The organism is Prochlorococcus sp. MIT 1318 (assembly GCF_047304505.1).
Taxonomy (GTDB): Bacteria; Cyanobacteriota; Cyanobacteriia; order PCC-6307; family Cyanobiaceae; genus Prochlorococcus; species Prochlorococcus marinus_D.
In genome coordinates, this window is the sequence record NZ_CP138958.1 from 653,705 (window position 1) to 668,707 (window position 15,003).

The window sequence follows — 15,003 nt, forward strand, 5'->3', positions numbered from 1 at the left end:
AGATCACAACTTAGACTCGCCGAGCTGCTGCCCAAAGGCGACTTGGAAGTCCCCAGATGTAGATAAATCCTTCAGCAGCCCTGTGGTCAAAGTTGTCCTCGCTGCCATAGGTAGCCATCTCAGATATATACAAGCTGTTGGTGTCAGAGCTCCGACCAATCACCATGGCATTGCCTTTATGGAGACGAATCCGCACCAAGCCATTCACATAAATCTGAGTGCGATCCATGAATCCATCCAGAGCATCCTTCAAAGGGGAAAACCAAAGACCCTGATAGACCAGCTCAGCCCATTGCATCTCCAATTGACGCTTAATGCGCAACACATCCGCAGCAAGTGTCAAACTCTCCAATTCCTGATGAGCACGAATCAATAAAAGTAACCCTGGAGTTTCATAAATCTCCCGACTCTTGATACCAACCACCCGATTCTCAATGATGTCAAGGCGACCAAAACCATGCCGTCCAGCAAGACGATTCGCCTCCTTGATCAAACCCACCGAATCAAGTCGCACCCCATCAATAGCCACAGGATTACCAGCTTCAAAACTGATCTCAATGTCCTGAGCCTGAGAGGGTGCAGCGTCAATCGAGGAGGTCATGGCAAAGACCTCCTCGGGCGGAGCCACCATCAGATCTTCAAGAGGACCCGCTTCAATACTCCGACCCAACAGATTCAGATCAATCGAATAAGGCGATTTCTTACTCACGGGGGCAGGGATCCCACAGCGTTCGCCATAGGCGATCGCCTCCTCTCTGCTCATGCTCCATTCCCGAGCGGGAGTTAGCACCTTGAGATCAGGTGCTAGTGCTGCAATGGCTAAATCAAAACGCACCTGATCGTTGCCTTTACCCGTACAGCCATGAGCCACCGCATCAGCCCCGACCTCCCTGGCAACCTCTACCAACCGACGAGCAATCAGGGGGCGAGCTAAAGCCGTAGACAGTGGATAACGACCTTCGTAAAGAGCATTGGCACGAATCGCCGGCAAAGCAAACTGTTCTACAAAAGGCTCTATCAAATCTCCCACCAGAGACTGACTAGCACCAGCATCAAGAGCCTTAAGGCGGATGGGATCCAGCTCATCGCCCTGACCTAAATCGGCAGCAAAGGTGATCACCTCCTCTACCCCCCATTCATGCTTGAGGTATGGGATGCAAACGCTTGTGTCAACACCACCGGAATAAGCAAGCACCACCTTCTTCGCACGCCCCATCAACTGGACTCCGAATCACAATTCAAAGATTCTCCCTTCCCGTTGACCAAAGACCCGGAATCAGCCGTAGAAAATCCCACCCGCATAACCCAAATACAGAGGCCAACCGCAGGAGCAAAGAGCAACAACGCCACCAGGAGGGGCCGAATTACAAAAGGCTCAGGATGCAACAGACCCCAAAACCGCAAGCCAAGGCTGAGTAGTAAGGCCAAGCCCCAGGCAAGAACCATCAAGATCAGCTTGGAAGAAAAAAACACCTGATCAAAGGAAGTCAATGAACTATGTTGGCTGATTGGTCTATGTCCTCACAAATGAGCGCCCTCGATACGATCAACCTGAGCGCACTCGACGGCATCAACCCTGCTCTTACGCGCTATAGAAGAACAGAAGCTGCCCCCGTTTTGCCCCTACGCGAAGAACCAGATCTGCTGAGTTGGCTCGAAGCAAGTGGAAGGCTAGTCGCCGATGAAGAATCCACCTCACCAGAGGTCAGCACAGTAGAGGAAGAGGAGCTTTCGGCCTTGATGGGAGAGAAAGAAGATTACAAAGCCGACGACGAGCAAACAGAAGAAAACTGGGAAGAATAGCAATTTTCTCAAACCGAAGAAGCCTGCTCACTTCATTACGCACCGCCAATCAAGCCCTGACGTGAGCAACTCTCCGAAGTCATTAGCTGATACGGATACGCAAAGGTGGTGGACTAAAGGGACAACGTCCGCAAGCTTGCTCGGCATCATTATCTTTGCTGCAAGCTTCACATCGGACCGCTTCATAGCCAACAGTCTGCTCAGCTTGCCGTTGATGATTTCAACACTGATTTCAGTGCTGATCGCAAGCTGGGGCATCCCAAAGTTAAGGACCCTAAAAATGGGGCAAGTGATTCGAGAAGACGGACCACAGACTCATCAGCGCAAATCTGGCACACCAACCATGGGTGGGCTGCTAGTCGTGCCAGTGGGGCTCATCATCGGAAGTTTGGTCAGTGTGAATGGCGAAAGCAGCAAGCAACTACTAGCTCTGTCATGCATCACCCTGGCTTACATGGTGATCGGTGGCTTCGACGACTGGCGCAGTCTCACGCGCGGAACCAACACTGGTCTTACCCCTCGCGGAAAACTTCTACTTCAAACCGCAGCCGGCCTGATCTTTCTCGCTTGGGCGGGCTGGCAACACTGGATCGACTCCAGCATCGCCCTGCCCTTTGGCATGTCCATCCAGATGGGATTCATGATCTGGCCACTAGCACTTTTCGTGTTCCTAGCGGAAAGCAACGCCACCAATCTCACCGACGGACTCGATGGGCTAGCCAGTGGCTGCGGGGCGCTTGTCTTCACTGGACTAGCCGTGCAACTGATGCTCAGAGGTAATGATGGCAGTCCTGTACTGGCAGGCTTCTGCATGGCAATGGCAGGGGCCTGGCTCGGTTTCCTGATGCACAACCGCAACCCAGCCCAGGTGTTCATGGGCGACACAGGATCACTAGCAATGGGGGCCGCCTTGAGTGGAGTCGCAATCCTCTCCAACAGCCTCTGGCCGCTATTGATCATGGGTGGTGTGTTCTTGGCTGAATCCCTTTCTGTGATTATTCAAGTATGGGTTTTCAAAGCCACCAAAGGACCTGACGGAGTTGGACGACGCGTGTTCCGCATGGCCCCGCTTCACCACCACTATGAAATCGGAGGTGCCGACGAGCAAATGGTGGTGCGAAGCTTTTGGTTGAGCACTGGAGGCTTAGTGCTGATTGGTCTGCTATTACGCCCCACTGGATAAGTGCTGGCATGAGTTACTTCTATAAGAAATAAAGATGCACTTTTAAACTCACTTCTTGCAAGCAACTCGTATCAGTTCCAGAATATCAATACCGAAACGAAGGTCATGAAACTACAGGGCTTGAAGATCACTACTTTGGTCGCTGGCCTGATCCTTCTGATGCTTACCATCTTTTTCGTTTTGAGCGGATGGAGTGCCGAAACGATCAAAGCAGGCATTGATTACACCGGTAGAAGCTCTCTACTTCTCTTCTCCATTGCCTTTACCGCTTCGAGTATCTATTCCCTCTGGAAAACACCTTTTACGACCTGGACTCTTCGCAACAGGCGCTACATCGGACTGAGCTTTGCAGCTTCACACTTCATTCACCTCAGCCTGATTGTGTTGATCTCGTTGCTCTTCCCAGAACCTTTTCTCGAAGATCAATCAATGGGCCAGTGGATTTTCGGTGGTCTTGGTTATGTGTTTGTTTTCCTGATGGCCTTAACTTCCACTGATCGAGCCCAGCAATGGATGGGCATGAAAAATTGGAAGAGACTTCATTTGATTGGCAGCCACTGGCTTTGGACCGTCTTTCTGCTCACCTACGTTGAACACACACGTGAAGACCCAAAGTTCTACATCCCCTTCCTGGTGTACACATTGGTCTTGCTTCCTCTGAGACTTGTCAAGCACAGACCCACGAAGGCAGCTCAAGGTGCAGCACTCTGAAATCACTAAAATCCAAGTCTTATCAATATACCGTTCATCAAAATATTTAAATGGAGAATGCCAGGATTCTAAAGCCACTCTAAAGACGACTTTAAGCCATCTTTTTGTTCCCACAAAATCAATGCAAAACAAAGGCAATTGTAATGTATTTGTAAAAAATGCTAGCGCAGAGTCGCACAGCCTAGACAAACAGCAATATTCAAGTCTTGGCTTTCAAAGCTTTAGCAACAATTACAGTTAGCATTTACTGGCTGATTTTATCGAAAATGCTCATGCTGAATTCAAAATTTGGCAAGATATTTTTCAGCAAAATTTTAGTGTGACTTTCAATAGTCATTTGCATAGAAACAACTATGCGATTGCTATCGCTCACTAGTCCATGCCAACTTCTCTTACTGTGATAGGGACAGCAGCATTGTCAAGCGCTTTTAGCAACATTATGGTCGCAAGGCTTAAGTCGGCTATAGTTTTATATAAATAAAGTGAGTAAAGTCACTATGCAATGCCCAGCATGTGAGAGAAAAACAACACATATTAGCATTTGCGGCACAGAGCTTGATGTATGCCAAGGAGGCTGCGGTGGAATATGGTTTGATAATTATGAGTTAAAGAAATTCGACGAGCCGCACGAAGAGGCTGGCCAACTTCTTGACATTGAAATTAATTCAAATATCAAGGTAGATTTAGAGACAAGAAGGAATTGCCCCAAATGTGTTGATATTAAGCTCATGCGACATTACTTCAGCATCAAGAGAAAGGTGGTGGTCGATGAATGTGCAAACTGTGGTGGAATCTGGCTAGATGGTGGAGAATTAAATAAAGCAAGGGGCCTATATCCCTCTGAAGAAGACAAGAAAATCGCTACAGAAAACCTATACAATGTACTATTCCAGCGTGAGATAGATAAGGAGAATGAGCAGCGCTACACTAATAAAAACAAACAAATAAGAATAGGCAATATTTTGAAATTCATCCACTAAACTAGGTTATAAAGCTTGTCAGCCATGACTACAGCACTAACATGATTATTATGCTTTAAAGCCAGCCTTGGTCTTTCCATCAGCACGTTAATGACCTGGTCAATAAACTCTATGTCTTTGCAGAAACCTCTAAACGAGAACTTCTCAAAACTAATGATGCTAGCTAAGCCATGGAGAAAGCTTGTTTAAATAATTCATGAAGAGCTTTATTTTTGTGGCAACCTTTTTATCGTTGCTTGTCTCCTCTTGCAATAAAGAATCGGCAAACTTTCCGACAAGAAAAACAGATGATTTAACACGGCGAAAAAATGTTCATAGCAAGAGCAGAAGTCCTGGTTCAAATCATGTTCATGACTTAAAGGAGATCACCAATGTTTCGGCATTGATCAACCGTCTGGCTTCTGCAGATAAAAGATGGAGGCCAAAGGTTATAACAATGGCAGATGGCTCAAAGCGCTATACATATCAAAAAAGACTTCATGAAGGAACCCTTACGTTGGAGGAGTTAAAGGAAAGAATCAAGAACCCCAGTAACTTTGAGGCTGAAAAAACTGCTATTGCTCAACTTATCAAAAAGTTGAGGTCACTTGGGATACCCATTTTTATCGGAGAAACACATTCTGTTCAAGCAATAGGAACATGGAATCCGTCAAGCAATCGAATAATACTTCGACAATTATTAGTTGACAATGGAACGCCAGATTTTCATGAAGCGCTAAGCCACGAAGCAATCCATGTGGCCCAAAGTTGTGCGTCAGGTTCCATTAATAATAAACCGCGCCCCCTTGGACTGCCACTCAAATATTCCGTATCTATAGATGAAAAGGTTTCTCACCCTTTATACGCAATAAATTTCAAAGACAATTTGCAAATAGAGCGCGAAGCCTATTCCCATAGCAGAGAGCCTGGAAAAGCACGTAAGCTTCTTGATCATTACTGCAACTGATAAAAAATCTAGCTGATATCCAATCTTACGACCAGAAACCAACTCTGGATAAAATATTTATCCCTCTTATCACTCAACAAAACTATAAGAACCGCCTAATTTATCACCCCTAACTATTTACTCGCTCTTAAGTAAATAAGCCGTGAGAATATCATAACAATAGTCAGCGGTAATTTCGTTATCATTTCCGGTCACCCTTGCTATCTTGATCGATGGCTTATTTGTTGGAAAGCTGTTGTTTTAAGACTTGTAGTTTGGCTTCAGCCAGGTTTTATTAATGATTTAGCACGCGTTCTGAATTGAAAAATGAAGTTTGTCTTTTTCAGACGCCTGATCGTGCGCAGCTGAATGATCAACTGGCGTTGAGGAGTGCTGGGGTTCTCGGCAAACCGGTGTTCCTGATAGGCCATCACGAGCTGCGCAAGCTTTTGGTTGAGATCTGCTGACAGCCTGTTGTTCCTCAAGCATGACTCAAGCGGTTCTCCCTCTTTGAGTTTGATACCCAGTCTTCGCATGCAGTCATCTAGTTCCTTGCGAAGCTTGTTTTTGTTTTTTGGTTGTAGCCAGCCCAGCACCACAAGAGCGACTGCAAGCAAGATGGCAATGCTTGCCAGTAAAAGTGTGCCTTGCCAGCGGCTGGCATGAGCACCAAAAAGCTTGCGCAGCAGTTCTTCCTGTTTGGACTGGTCGAATTGCATCACCCATAAGTTCCAGTTCAAATCAAGGGTTTGCCAATGCCCTTGCAGCCATCGCATCCAGCTAGGTGCATTGGCCAGCAGACGTTGATCATCGCTGCTGCCTGCGGCGCCAAGACTGTTGAAAAGATTCTGCTCTAGGCGGCTTGGCACGACCCACCCGGTGGGATCTACACGGATCCAGCCACGCTCTGGAAGCCAGACTTCACTCCAGGCATGTGCATCAGCCTGTGTCACCTTAAGGTGACCGTTTTCATTGCCTAAATCTTGTATCCATTCTCCGCCCTGGTAACCAATCACAACCCTGGCGGGGACATCAGCGGCCCGCATTAAAGCAGTAAAAGCAGCAGCAAAATGCTCGCAGAATCCTTTCTGGCTTACAAAGAGAAAGGTATCAAGGGCATCTCGATAAGGAAGAAGACCAGGCTTGAGTGTGTAGCGGAAGCCTTGAGCGAGAAACCAGCGCTTGGCTCTCTCCAGACGTTGTTCGGGTTCGGGCAATTGACTCCATTGATTGCCTAGAGCTTTTAAACGTGGGTTGCTGTTGTTGGGAAGATACTTGTCAGTCGGTCTGGAAGGCAGTTGGCGCCAGGGCTCTTTCGCATCAGGGCCCGCCGCTACCAGGCTGTAAACAATGCGGCTTTGCACTGGCATTGGTTGCCAAAGACCACCGTTGTTGGTGCGACGAATCTCAGAAGGCATGGGTAGACCACGGCCATTCCATGGCAACCAATGCAGGTTGTTGGCTTCTAGCAGCACCAGTTGTTGCGGTAGTAAGGCCTCCGAAGTTGGCGGTGTCGGTAAGGCCAGGCTCGGTTCTGCCTTAGAGATCGACCAGCGGCGACCATCGAACTCGTTCAGCGCCATCACTCGCCAATACCGCTGAGCAGGAGGAGGAGGAGCCATGCCTTTGAACTGCAGGCGCATAGCTGTGGAATTGTTTTGAACCAGGGAGGCAATTGAGCCTGGAACCAGTTGATCGCTAAGGCCTGTCTGATGACCAGTTTGCAATTGCCATAGGGGCCCAATTCGCGGTGCAAGCAAAAACAAGGCCACCATCAGCGGCAGGCTGACGCTCACCAAAAGCAGCAGACTTTGTAGAAGTCCGCGGCCTTTTGCGGCACCAAGCTCCAGGCCCAGTAGAGACCCCACTGCCAGAAAAGCTGAGATCCCTTGCATCAGACTGGATCCCAACCCTTGGGCGAAAACACCAGCCATCCCAATGGCTAGTAAAAGCAGCAGACCAGTGCGACGAATCGCCGCTGGCTGGAGAGCTTCCAGCAACTTGAGACCGCTTAATAGCCAAAACAGGTTGGCGCAGCTGATCAGCAAACCGCTCATAGCACCGAGCGAAATCTGGGTTAGCCAGGCCATTCCCAAGCCAAACAGCAAACCATTGGGAAGCCAGCCCGGACGTTGAAGTAGAGGGGGCGACCACAATTTCAGAAAAATGAGTAACGGCAAGCTGATCAACACCATCGGCTGGGCTTCACGCATGCTCAGCAATTGGAGCCATAACGTCGCCAATGATCCGCTTTGCAAAGAAATGGCAAGGCGGATATTGCTCATGCCAAAGCCAGGGCTTGCAATGCAGCGTCGCGATGTTGCCGACCACGGCCATGGGGCAGGTTGCACCCTGGTAGTTCCATGGCAAAGGGCTGATCACTTTGACAGAGCTTCATGACTCGATCCGTCAAGTGCTCAAGAGCTGTCTCGAAGGGCAACTGCGGATCTAGCTTGAGTACGCGTTGACTTGCGGCTGCGGCGCTGAAGCGTTTTGTCAGCCAGCCACGCCCTCCTGCAAGTTGTTTCCATGCAACCCGTTGGAGACCTTCTTCCGGTCGATGGGGCCTGAGTTCCTGGAAGTCGTCTGTGCCGCTGGCATGGTTTGTATGGCTCGTGGTTTGATGTTCTTGCTGCCATGGTCGCCACTGTTCGATGACCGGACCTGAAACAGCCTTGGGATAGATAAGTTGTTGTTGGGTTGGTAACCAGTAGCTCCAGCAAACAAAAAGGCCTAGTGGTGCCCTTGAGAAAATCTTGAGTCGCCCAGGCGTTTGGAGGCCTCTCCGGCTTGGTTGCCAACATGGTTGTGCCAAAGAGATACCTATTGGCACCAATGGTTGCACCATTAAGGGTTGATGGCTGAATACAAGCCGCAGCCCATACCTCTCATGGCGGCTTTGAAGACAGATGGGATAAGGCACCAGTTCACCTGCAAAGCCAGCATCAACTGCGGCAATGGAGAGCTCAAGTCCTTGCAGGTTGAACTGAGTGAGGAACATGCTTAACAGGAACAGGCCGGAGCAGAGAAAGGCCAGAAGTAATGGCCCATTGCTGTTGCTGTTGATGCCAATCAGGTAGAGCACTGCGATACCAAGCAGCCAGAGTCCGCCAAAAGCTGAAGGCAGGATGTAGAGCTTGCGCATGCTGAGGGTTAGCTGCGTTCCTTCACTGGTAAGACGCTGCTTCAGCCGCTTGCGAAAACCCTGGATCATCGAATGGCGTCCACCTGTTTGAGTAAATGTTCGCTAAGGCTGTCTGGGCCTCTTGGTTGACCAGCATCCAATCGGTGTTCAGCAATAGCTGTAAACACGGAAATCACATCGGCTGGGGTCACGTATTTGCGCTGCTCTAGTAGTGCCCAGCCCCTGGCGGCGGCGATGAGGCCTTGGCCAGCTCTTGGTGAGAGCGCGGCAGGACTGTTTTGGTATCTGCTGGTTGCTAATAGATCGAGTACATAGTCCACAAGTGAGCTTTGCACTGTTAAATCACTGCATTGCTGCTGGGCTTCGATCAAGCCACGGCAATCGATGCCGTTCTCCAACTGATCCACTGGATTGGCATGACCTAAAAGCAAATTGCGCTCGGCATCTCGATCGGGAAAACCAATTGAAAGCCGCATCAGAAAGCGGTCGAGTTGTGATTCAGGTAGTGGCGATGTGCCGGTTTGATCCAAACCGTTTTGAGTTGCAATCACAAAAAATGGCTGAGGTAGTGGATGGCTGATGCCATCAACGCTGACTACGTTGGAAGACATAGCTTCCAAGAGGGCACTCTGAGTGCGTGGGCTGGCGCGGTTGATCTCATCGGCAAGCAGCACATTGCAAAACAACGGCCCCTGATGAAACTGAAAGGTTTCGGTTTTTTTTTCGTAAATCGATACGCCGATGAGATCAGCAGGTAGAAGATCATTTGTGAAATGAACCCTGTTGAAGGTCAAGCCAAAACTGCGCGCCAAGGCTTCCGCCAAGGTGGTTTTGCCCATGCCAGGAAGATCTTCAATTAATAGATGTCCGCGTGCTAGTAGACAGGAAACGGCAAGACGCACCTGCTGGGGTTTGCCTAAAACAACGCCATTGATCTGATGCAACACCTGATCTAGCAGCTGGGGGAGTGCTGCGGACATGCAGGACACGACAATTCCCTATCAAGCCTAAGCGCGTATTACTGCGCTGGTAAAAGGCCAGGAAAGTGCACTATACGTAGTTCACGTGATTAAAAATATGCTCGCTGATTAGTTGACTTGCTTGTGGTATCGATCACTGCGAAGGCTCCTAAGGCAAGACTTTTGTTTGATAACTTATTTTATGAATTTTAAGTCTTAGGCTCCTAATACTCACTGCCCTTTTAGGCAACACTCAAAATAGATAACAGCCAAGACTGTCAAAACTTCAAAAAGCTACCAAGAAAATAAGCTCAGGTATAAGCGAATTGTATGATTTTTTATTTTCCATACTGCCTAACTACGCTAATACTTACATCACATGACTGATGAGTGCATCATTACTAATCAATTGATCGGGCATAGAAAAGCTTACAGGCTCTTCAAGAGGGTAGACATTTGGCAGAATACCTCCCTCTCTATGAAAGATGGATGCACTTTTAAACTCACTTCTTGCAAGCAACTCGTATCAGTTCCAGAATATCAATACCGAAACGAAGGTCATGAAACTACAGGGCTTGAAGATCACTACTTTGGTCGCTGGCCTGATCCTTCTGATGCTTACCATCTTTTTCGTTTTGAGCGGATGGAGTGCCGAAACGATCAAAGCAGGCATTGATTACACCGGTAGAAGCTCTCTACTTCTCTTCTCCATTGCCTTTACCGCTTCGAGTATCTATTCCCTCTGGAAAACACCTTTTACGACCTGGACTCTTCGCAACAGGCGCTACATCGGACTGAGCTTTGCAGCTTCACACTTCATTCACCTCAGCCTGATTGTGTTGATCTCGTTGCTCTTCCCAGAACCTTTTCTCGAAGATCAATCAATGGGCCAGTGGATTTTCGGTGGTCTTGGTTATGTGTTTGTTTTCCTGATGGCCTTAACTTCCACTGATCGAGCCCAGCAATGGATGGGCATGAAAAATTGGAAGAGACTTCATTTGATTGGCAGCCACTGGCTTTGGACCGTCTTTCTGCTCACCTACGTTGAACACACACGTGAAGACCCAAAGTTCTACATCCCCTTCCTGGTGTACACATTGGTCTTGCTTCCTCTGAGACTTGTCAAGCACAGACCCACGAAGGCAGCTCAAGGTGCAGCACTCTGAAATCACTAAAATCCAAGTCTTATCAAGCAAAGTGAGCGTTTTGCTGGTGCAAACAAAGCCAATGGGGGCAAAGGCCTGAAACTCTCAATTGTGTCGTACTTATTAAGAACAGCCTCTCTCCGTCGGGCAGGTTAGTCCGCCGATAATGATTGAACTGTTAACACAGAGCAACTGCCAACGAGAAAGATCCATACCAACCCAATAGCAAATGTGGTCTATGGAACCTCGAAATTTCACACACCCAGTCTTCATCTCCATCAATCTGGTGTATTAAAAAAATGAGTTACTTCACTTGGAAAGAGGCTGGTCTCACAAGCGACTGCGCAAGCCTTGAAGCCATGGCTTCCCGTTTCGAAGAGGCTGCAAGTCTGATGCGACGCATGGCCCGAGAAGGCTTTCAGCTGGAACAGAACATGAAAAAACAACGCATCACTCATCCTGATCCCGGTGTATTCGAAGCCTGGGGGTTCATCAGCGAAGAACCAGCCTTTCGACAGCTCACGCTGATCCCTGATCTCAAAGTGTAAAGGGATCTCAAATACCACTTTTAAGGCAATTCCCCTAACCAGCCGAGCGCGAAGATCAACTCATCATCAACACCTTCATGATGACTGTCTTACCAAAAACCTTGCTGTTACTTGGCAGCGGAGAACTCGGCAAAGAAATAACAATCGCCGCTCAACGGTTGGGCTGCCATGTCATCGCCTGTGATCGATACTCCGGGGCCCCGGCCATGCAAGTAGCAGACCAAGCAGAGGTTCTGGACATGAGCAATGCCGAAACCCTCAAAGCTGTGGTTCGTCGTCATCAACCAGATGTGGTGATCCCTGAAATCGAAGCACTCGCGGTGGATGCACTGGCAGAGCTTGAAAACGAAGGAATCACTGTGATCCCTACGGCGCGAGCCACAGCCGTAACGATGAATCGCGATCGAATCAGAGATCTCGCCAGCGCTGAATTGTCTCTACTGACCCCAAAATTTGCTTATGCCGGCAGTGCCGAAGAACTCAAACATGCAGCTGAGCCCCTGGGCTGGCCAGTGGTAGTCAAACCAGTCATGAGCTCCTCCGGCAAAGGCCAAAGTGTGGTTAGCAATCCTGAAGGCCTTCGGCAAGCCTGGCAAGCCGCTATGGCAGGGTCCCGGGGTAACTCACCGCGAGTCATCGTGGAAGAGTTCCTTCACTTTGATCTAGAAATTACCTTGCTCACAATTCGCCAAGAGGATGGCTCCACCCTCTTCTGCAAACCAATCGGGCATGAACAAATTGGAGGAGATTATCAATGCAGCTGGCAACCAGCAGAACTCTCTACTGAACAACTCAAGCAAGCCCAATCAATGGCTCTGACTATTACCAAAAATCTTGGTGGTGTGGGATTGTTCGGGGTGGAGTTCTTTCTATGTGGCAATGAAGTGATTTTCTCGGAACTATCACCAAGACCACATGACACCGGACTTGTCACTCTTATTAGCCAAAACCTTAGTGAATTCGAACTACACCTGCGCGCAGTGCTGAAATTACCTATTCCTACTATTCAAACTGCAGATGCAGCAGCAAGCAGGGTAATCCTGGCAAAAGACAATCTCTCATCCATTTCCTACAAAGGAGTGGAGAAAGCCCTCTCAGAAATTGACACCCAGATATTGCTGTTCGGCAAACCCAATGCTCGACCAGGGCGTCGCATGGGGGTTGCTTTAGCCAAAGGCAAGTCTATGGAAGCAATTCGCTCTAAAGCTGATCGAGCCGCCGCATCCATCCAGGTAATAAAGGGTAAGGGTGTCAGTTAAGACTTTAAGAAAAATCGATAGTGATTTAAGCCATCTAAAAGTCCAAACAAATGCGGGTTGTTAGCAAAAAACACTCGTTGCTGATGTCGCAAACCCTCCAGACAAGGATCATGCTCTGCAAGGACTACTGAAGCAGTCAATCCCCTTACCAATTCAGCATCACCTTGTTGACTGGCAACAACCAAAATCTGCTCAAGAGGTAGTCCCCAACGAAGAGAGAGATAGCGAATGGCTTCGCTTCGGGAAGCTCGCAAAGGCACCACATCCAAAAACCAATGACAACGCAAATGAGGACGTGCCGCCTGACCCCTTTGCCTTAAACGCTGACGGACGAGTGGCAAAATCGCCTCACCATGCTCTTTCAATAGATAACTCACCTTGTGAGGACCCTGCTCCTGATCGTCCTGAAGGGTCAAATGGTCCTTGAGATCAGCTAAAGCAGACACCACTGCCTGTCGCCGCCAATCAACGTCGATATGGGCCTGCCAAAAGCGATCCGACTGATCCTCCAATCCGTAATGGATTTCAGTACCCGCGCGACTAATCCAAACCCGAGGAGAAGGAAGATTCAGCTCTGCATAACGCTTTTTTGCAGCCTGCACAGAACGACCCGTCAATACTCCCAGACCATGCGCATCGCCAGAGCCAATGGATTCCAATCCCTCCCGCAGCGAAGCCAAGCCCTCTGCCTCGGGTTCTTCGAGAGAACTATCAAGATCAAGCAACAACAAACTCTGCCCCAGTGGACTGCCCAGACACTCTTTATCTGTGGCCCAGATTCGTGGCTGAGACAATTCAAGACGTTGCTTCATCAATGCCAAGTAATGGCAAACATGAGCATCCCAACTGAAATGCCGACTGACCGCCTCAATCCCGTTATCACTCCAAATACGCCACTGATCTGCGTCTGAACCAGCCTGCTCCATTACATCCTGAAGTGCCTCCAGATCAGTAACGTCAACCAACAAGCCGTTGTCACAACGAGCAAGGATGTCGCGTGGACCACCGTCATCAGTCGCCACCATCGGCAAACCACAGGCCGCCGCTTCAAGCAAAGTGAGCCCAAAGGGCTCGGTAAGCGCTGGATTCACAAACAAACCACGATGCAAGGCTGCCCATCGGTAAATCGCTGGGATCTGATCACGACGGTGCTGTTTGGGATAAGCCACCCGGCCATAGAGGTCGTAACGATCCACGAGATCAAAAACCTGCTGGAACACCTCCCGCTGTTGCTTCTCCAACTGACGAGGATCATCCCGACAGCCGAGTACAAGCACAAGATTATGCCGTTGACGCAACACAGGCGAGCGGCCGTAAGCCTCCACCAAAAAAGGAATATTCTTACGACGCACAGCTCTGGAAATGGCCAAAAGAGGAGGTAAAGAAGGTTTCCTCAAAAAGGGCGCGAGCAATCCATCAACAACATCCGTTTCACTAGAAGATTGGAGTGGATGGAAGCGAATGGAATCAACGCCGGGAGGCACCACCTCCGCTTGCTCCGGAACAAAACGCCCATAGCGAGCGTATTGATGATCAATTTCCTGGCGAGTACTCGTAATCACCAAACTGCAATGAGCAAGAGTCAACTCTTCAGCATCAATGCGTTGACCAATGGCATATGTTTGCTCAATCTGTTCATGATCTCCACCAACTCCCAACAGACGCCGCAACTTTTCCCTGCCCAAGGAATGACCTGTAAACACCAAGGGAACACCCAGCCTGCGACTCACAAGGGCTCCCACATAGCCTGCATCGGCGTAATGAGCATGAATCCAATCAGGAAGATGTTCTTGCTGCTGGAGATGGCTAACGGTCTGATCCGCTAAATCATCCAAATAGGGCCAAAACAACTCCTTGCGCAAATATCGTCTTGGTCCAAAAGGCAGCCTGATGATCTTGGCCCCAGGAGCAATATCCTCAATGGGATTGGCATAGTCAGTAGAAACACGACGATCATGAATTAAGCGGGTAACCACCTCAACCTGCTCAATTTCCGAACGCGCAGCCAGGCCCCTGACAAGCTCGAGCACATAAAGAGCCTGGCCTCCTGTATCAGCATCGCGACCCAATTCCAAGTCGTGAGATCGAAACAGTCCATGAAGATGCAGATGAAGCAATCTCAAACCCATCTGATGCCTCCAAGGCGATCAACGAAACCATCCAGATGCGGATGGCCATCAAGAAATAATCAAGGAACTTCCATCCTCATAAGCCTAAAGAAAGGATGAGAACCAAACCTCCCAGCTCACTAGAAACGACAACAATATATTCCCTCTATCTGTTTTCTCTTTTAAACAGAAAAATCCTAGAACGAATCGTTGAGAAATACAAACCTCAAAGACAGA

The 15,003-nt window shown here is 48.9% G+C and carries 14 protein-coding genes; 8 read left to right on the forward strand and 6 right to left on the reverse strand.

Annotated features, from left to right (window positions below):
• Window positions 1-10 precede the first annotated feature (10 nt).
• Window positions 11-1,216 carry an argininosuccinate synthase gene (locus SIB66_RS03390; protein ID WP_063407624.1) on the reverse strand — a complete coding sequence of 402 codons (1,206 nt, stop codon included), beginning with the start codon at window positions 1,214-1,216 and terminating at the stop codon, window positions 11-13.
• Window positions 1,216-1,446: a hypothetical protein gene (locus SIB66_RS03395; RefSeq protein ID WP_413681383.1), complete on the reverse strand. Its 231-nt coding sequence runs from the start codon at window positions 1,444-1,446 to the stop codon at window positions 1,216-1,218. Before SIB66_RS03395 ends, SIB66_RS03390 begins: the two co-directional genes overlap by 1 nt.
• Before the next feature lie 81 nt (window positions 1,447-1,527).
• Between SIB66_RS03395 and SIB66_RS03400 the strand changes: the two genes are divergently transcribed.
• The 5 genes from SIB66_RS03400 to SIB66_RS03420 all read left to right on the forward strand — a co-directional run bounded on the left by SIB66_RS03400 (window position 1,528) and on the right by SIB66_RS03420 (window position 5,623).
• Complete coding sequence (locus tag SIB66_RS03400) at window positions 1,528-1,803, forward strand: DUF3134 domain-containing protein (protein ID WP_063407626.1); 276 nt, start codon at window positions 1,528-1,530, stop codon at window positions 1,801-1,803.
• A gap of 61 nt (window positions 1,804-1,864) precedes the next feature.
• A complete protein-coding gene (gene mraY, locus SIB66_RS03405) occupies window positions 1,865-2,986 on the forward strand; it encodes a phospho-N-acetylmuramoyl-pentapeptide-transferase (protein WP_063407627.1) in 1,122 nt (373 codons plus the stop codon).
• A 105-nt stretch (window positions 2,987-3,091) separates the two neighbouring features.
• A complete protein-coding gene (locus tag SIB66_RS03410; protein ID WP_063407628.1) occupies window positions 3,092-3,697 on the forward strand; it encodes a ferric reductase-like transmembrane domain-containing protein in 606 nt (201 codons plus the stop codon).
• A gap of 482 nt (window positions 3,698-4,179) precedes the next feature.
• A complete protein-coding gene (locus tag SIB66_RS03415) occupies window positions 4,180-4,677 on the forward strand; it encodes a zf-TFIIB domain-containing protein (RefSeq protein WP_236070425.1) in 498 nt (165 codons plus the stop codon).
• Between the two features lie 196 nt (window positions 4,678-4,873).
• Complete coding sequence (locus SIB66_RS03420; RefSeq protein WP_236070426.1) at window positions 4,874-5,623, forward strand: hypothetical protein; 750 nt, start codon at window positions 4,874-4,876, stop codon at window positions 5,621-5,623.
• 260 nt (window positions 5,624-5,883) lie between these two features.
• Here SIB66_RS03420 and SIB66_RS03425 read toward each other — a convergent pair whose 3' ends face one another.
• Genes SIB66_RS03425 through SIB66_RS03435 form a run of 3 tightly spaced genes read right to left on the reverse strand, consistent with a single transcriptional unit; the run spans window position 5,884 to window position 9,727 of the window.
• On the reverse strand, window positions 5,884-7,887 hold the full coding sequence (locus tag SIB66_RS03425; protein WP_063407631.1) for a transglutaminaseTgpA domain-containing protein: 2,004 nt from the start codon (window positions 7,885-7,887) through the stop codon (window positions 5,884-5,886).
• Window positions 7,884-8,816, reverse strand: a complete 933-nt coding sequence (locus SIB66_RS03430; protein ID WP_063407632.1) for a DUF58 domain-containing protein — start codon at window positions 8,814-8,816, stop codon at window positions 7,884-7,886. The genes SIB66_RS03425 and SIB66_RS03430 overlap by 4 nt, the downstream gene beginning before the upstream one ends.
• Complete coding sequence (locus tag SIB66_RS03435) at window positions 8,813-9,727, reverse strand: AAA family ATPase (protein WP_063398579.1); 915 nt, start codon at window positions 9,725-9,727, stop codon at window positions 8,813-8,815. The genes SIB66_RS03430 and SIB66_RS03435 overlap by 4 nt, the downstream gene beginning before the upstream one ends.
• Window positions 9,728-10,266: 539 nt before the next feature.
• Here SIB66_RS03435 and SIB66_RS03440 point away from each other — a divergent pair.
• The 3 genes from SIB66_RS03440 to purT all read left to right on the forward strand — a co-directional run bounded on the left by SIB66_RS03440 (window position 10,267) and on the right by purT (window position 12,658).
• Window positions 10,267-10,872, forward strand: coding sequence for a ferric reductase-like transmembrane domain-containing protein (locus SIB66_RS03440; protein ID WP_063407628.1), 606 nt, complete (start codon window positions 10,267-10,269; stop codon window positions 10,870-10,872).
• Window positions 10,873-11,150: 278 nt separating this feature from the next.
• Window positions 11,151-11,399, forward strand: coding sequence for a hypothetical protein (locus tag SIB66_RS03445; protein ID WP_063407633.1), 249 nt, complete (start codon window positions 11,151-11,153; stop codon window positions 11,397-11,399).
• Window positions 11,400-11,479: 80 nt separating this feature from the next.
• Complete coding sequence (gene purT, locus SIB66_RS03450; protein ID WP_063407634.1) at window positions 11,480-12,658, forward strand: formate-dependent phosphoribosylglycinamide formyltransferase; 1,179 nt, start codon at window positions 11,480-11,482, stop codon at window positions 12,656-12,658.
• On the opposite strand, the gene SIB66_RS03455 is transcribed toward purT, so the two are convergent.
• Window positions 12,655-14,787 carry an HAD family hydrolase gene (locus tag SIB66_RS03455; protein WP_063407635.1) on the reverse strand — a complete coding sequence of 711 codons (2,133 nt, stop codon included), beginning with the start codon at window positions 14,785-14,787 and terminating at the stop codon, window positions 12,655-12,657. The two genes, purT and SIB66_RS03455, sit on opposite strands and share 4 nt — an antisense overlap.
• Between the last annotated feature and the right edge of the window lie 216 nt (window positions 14,788-15,003).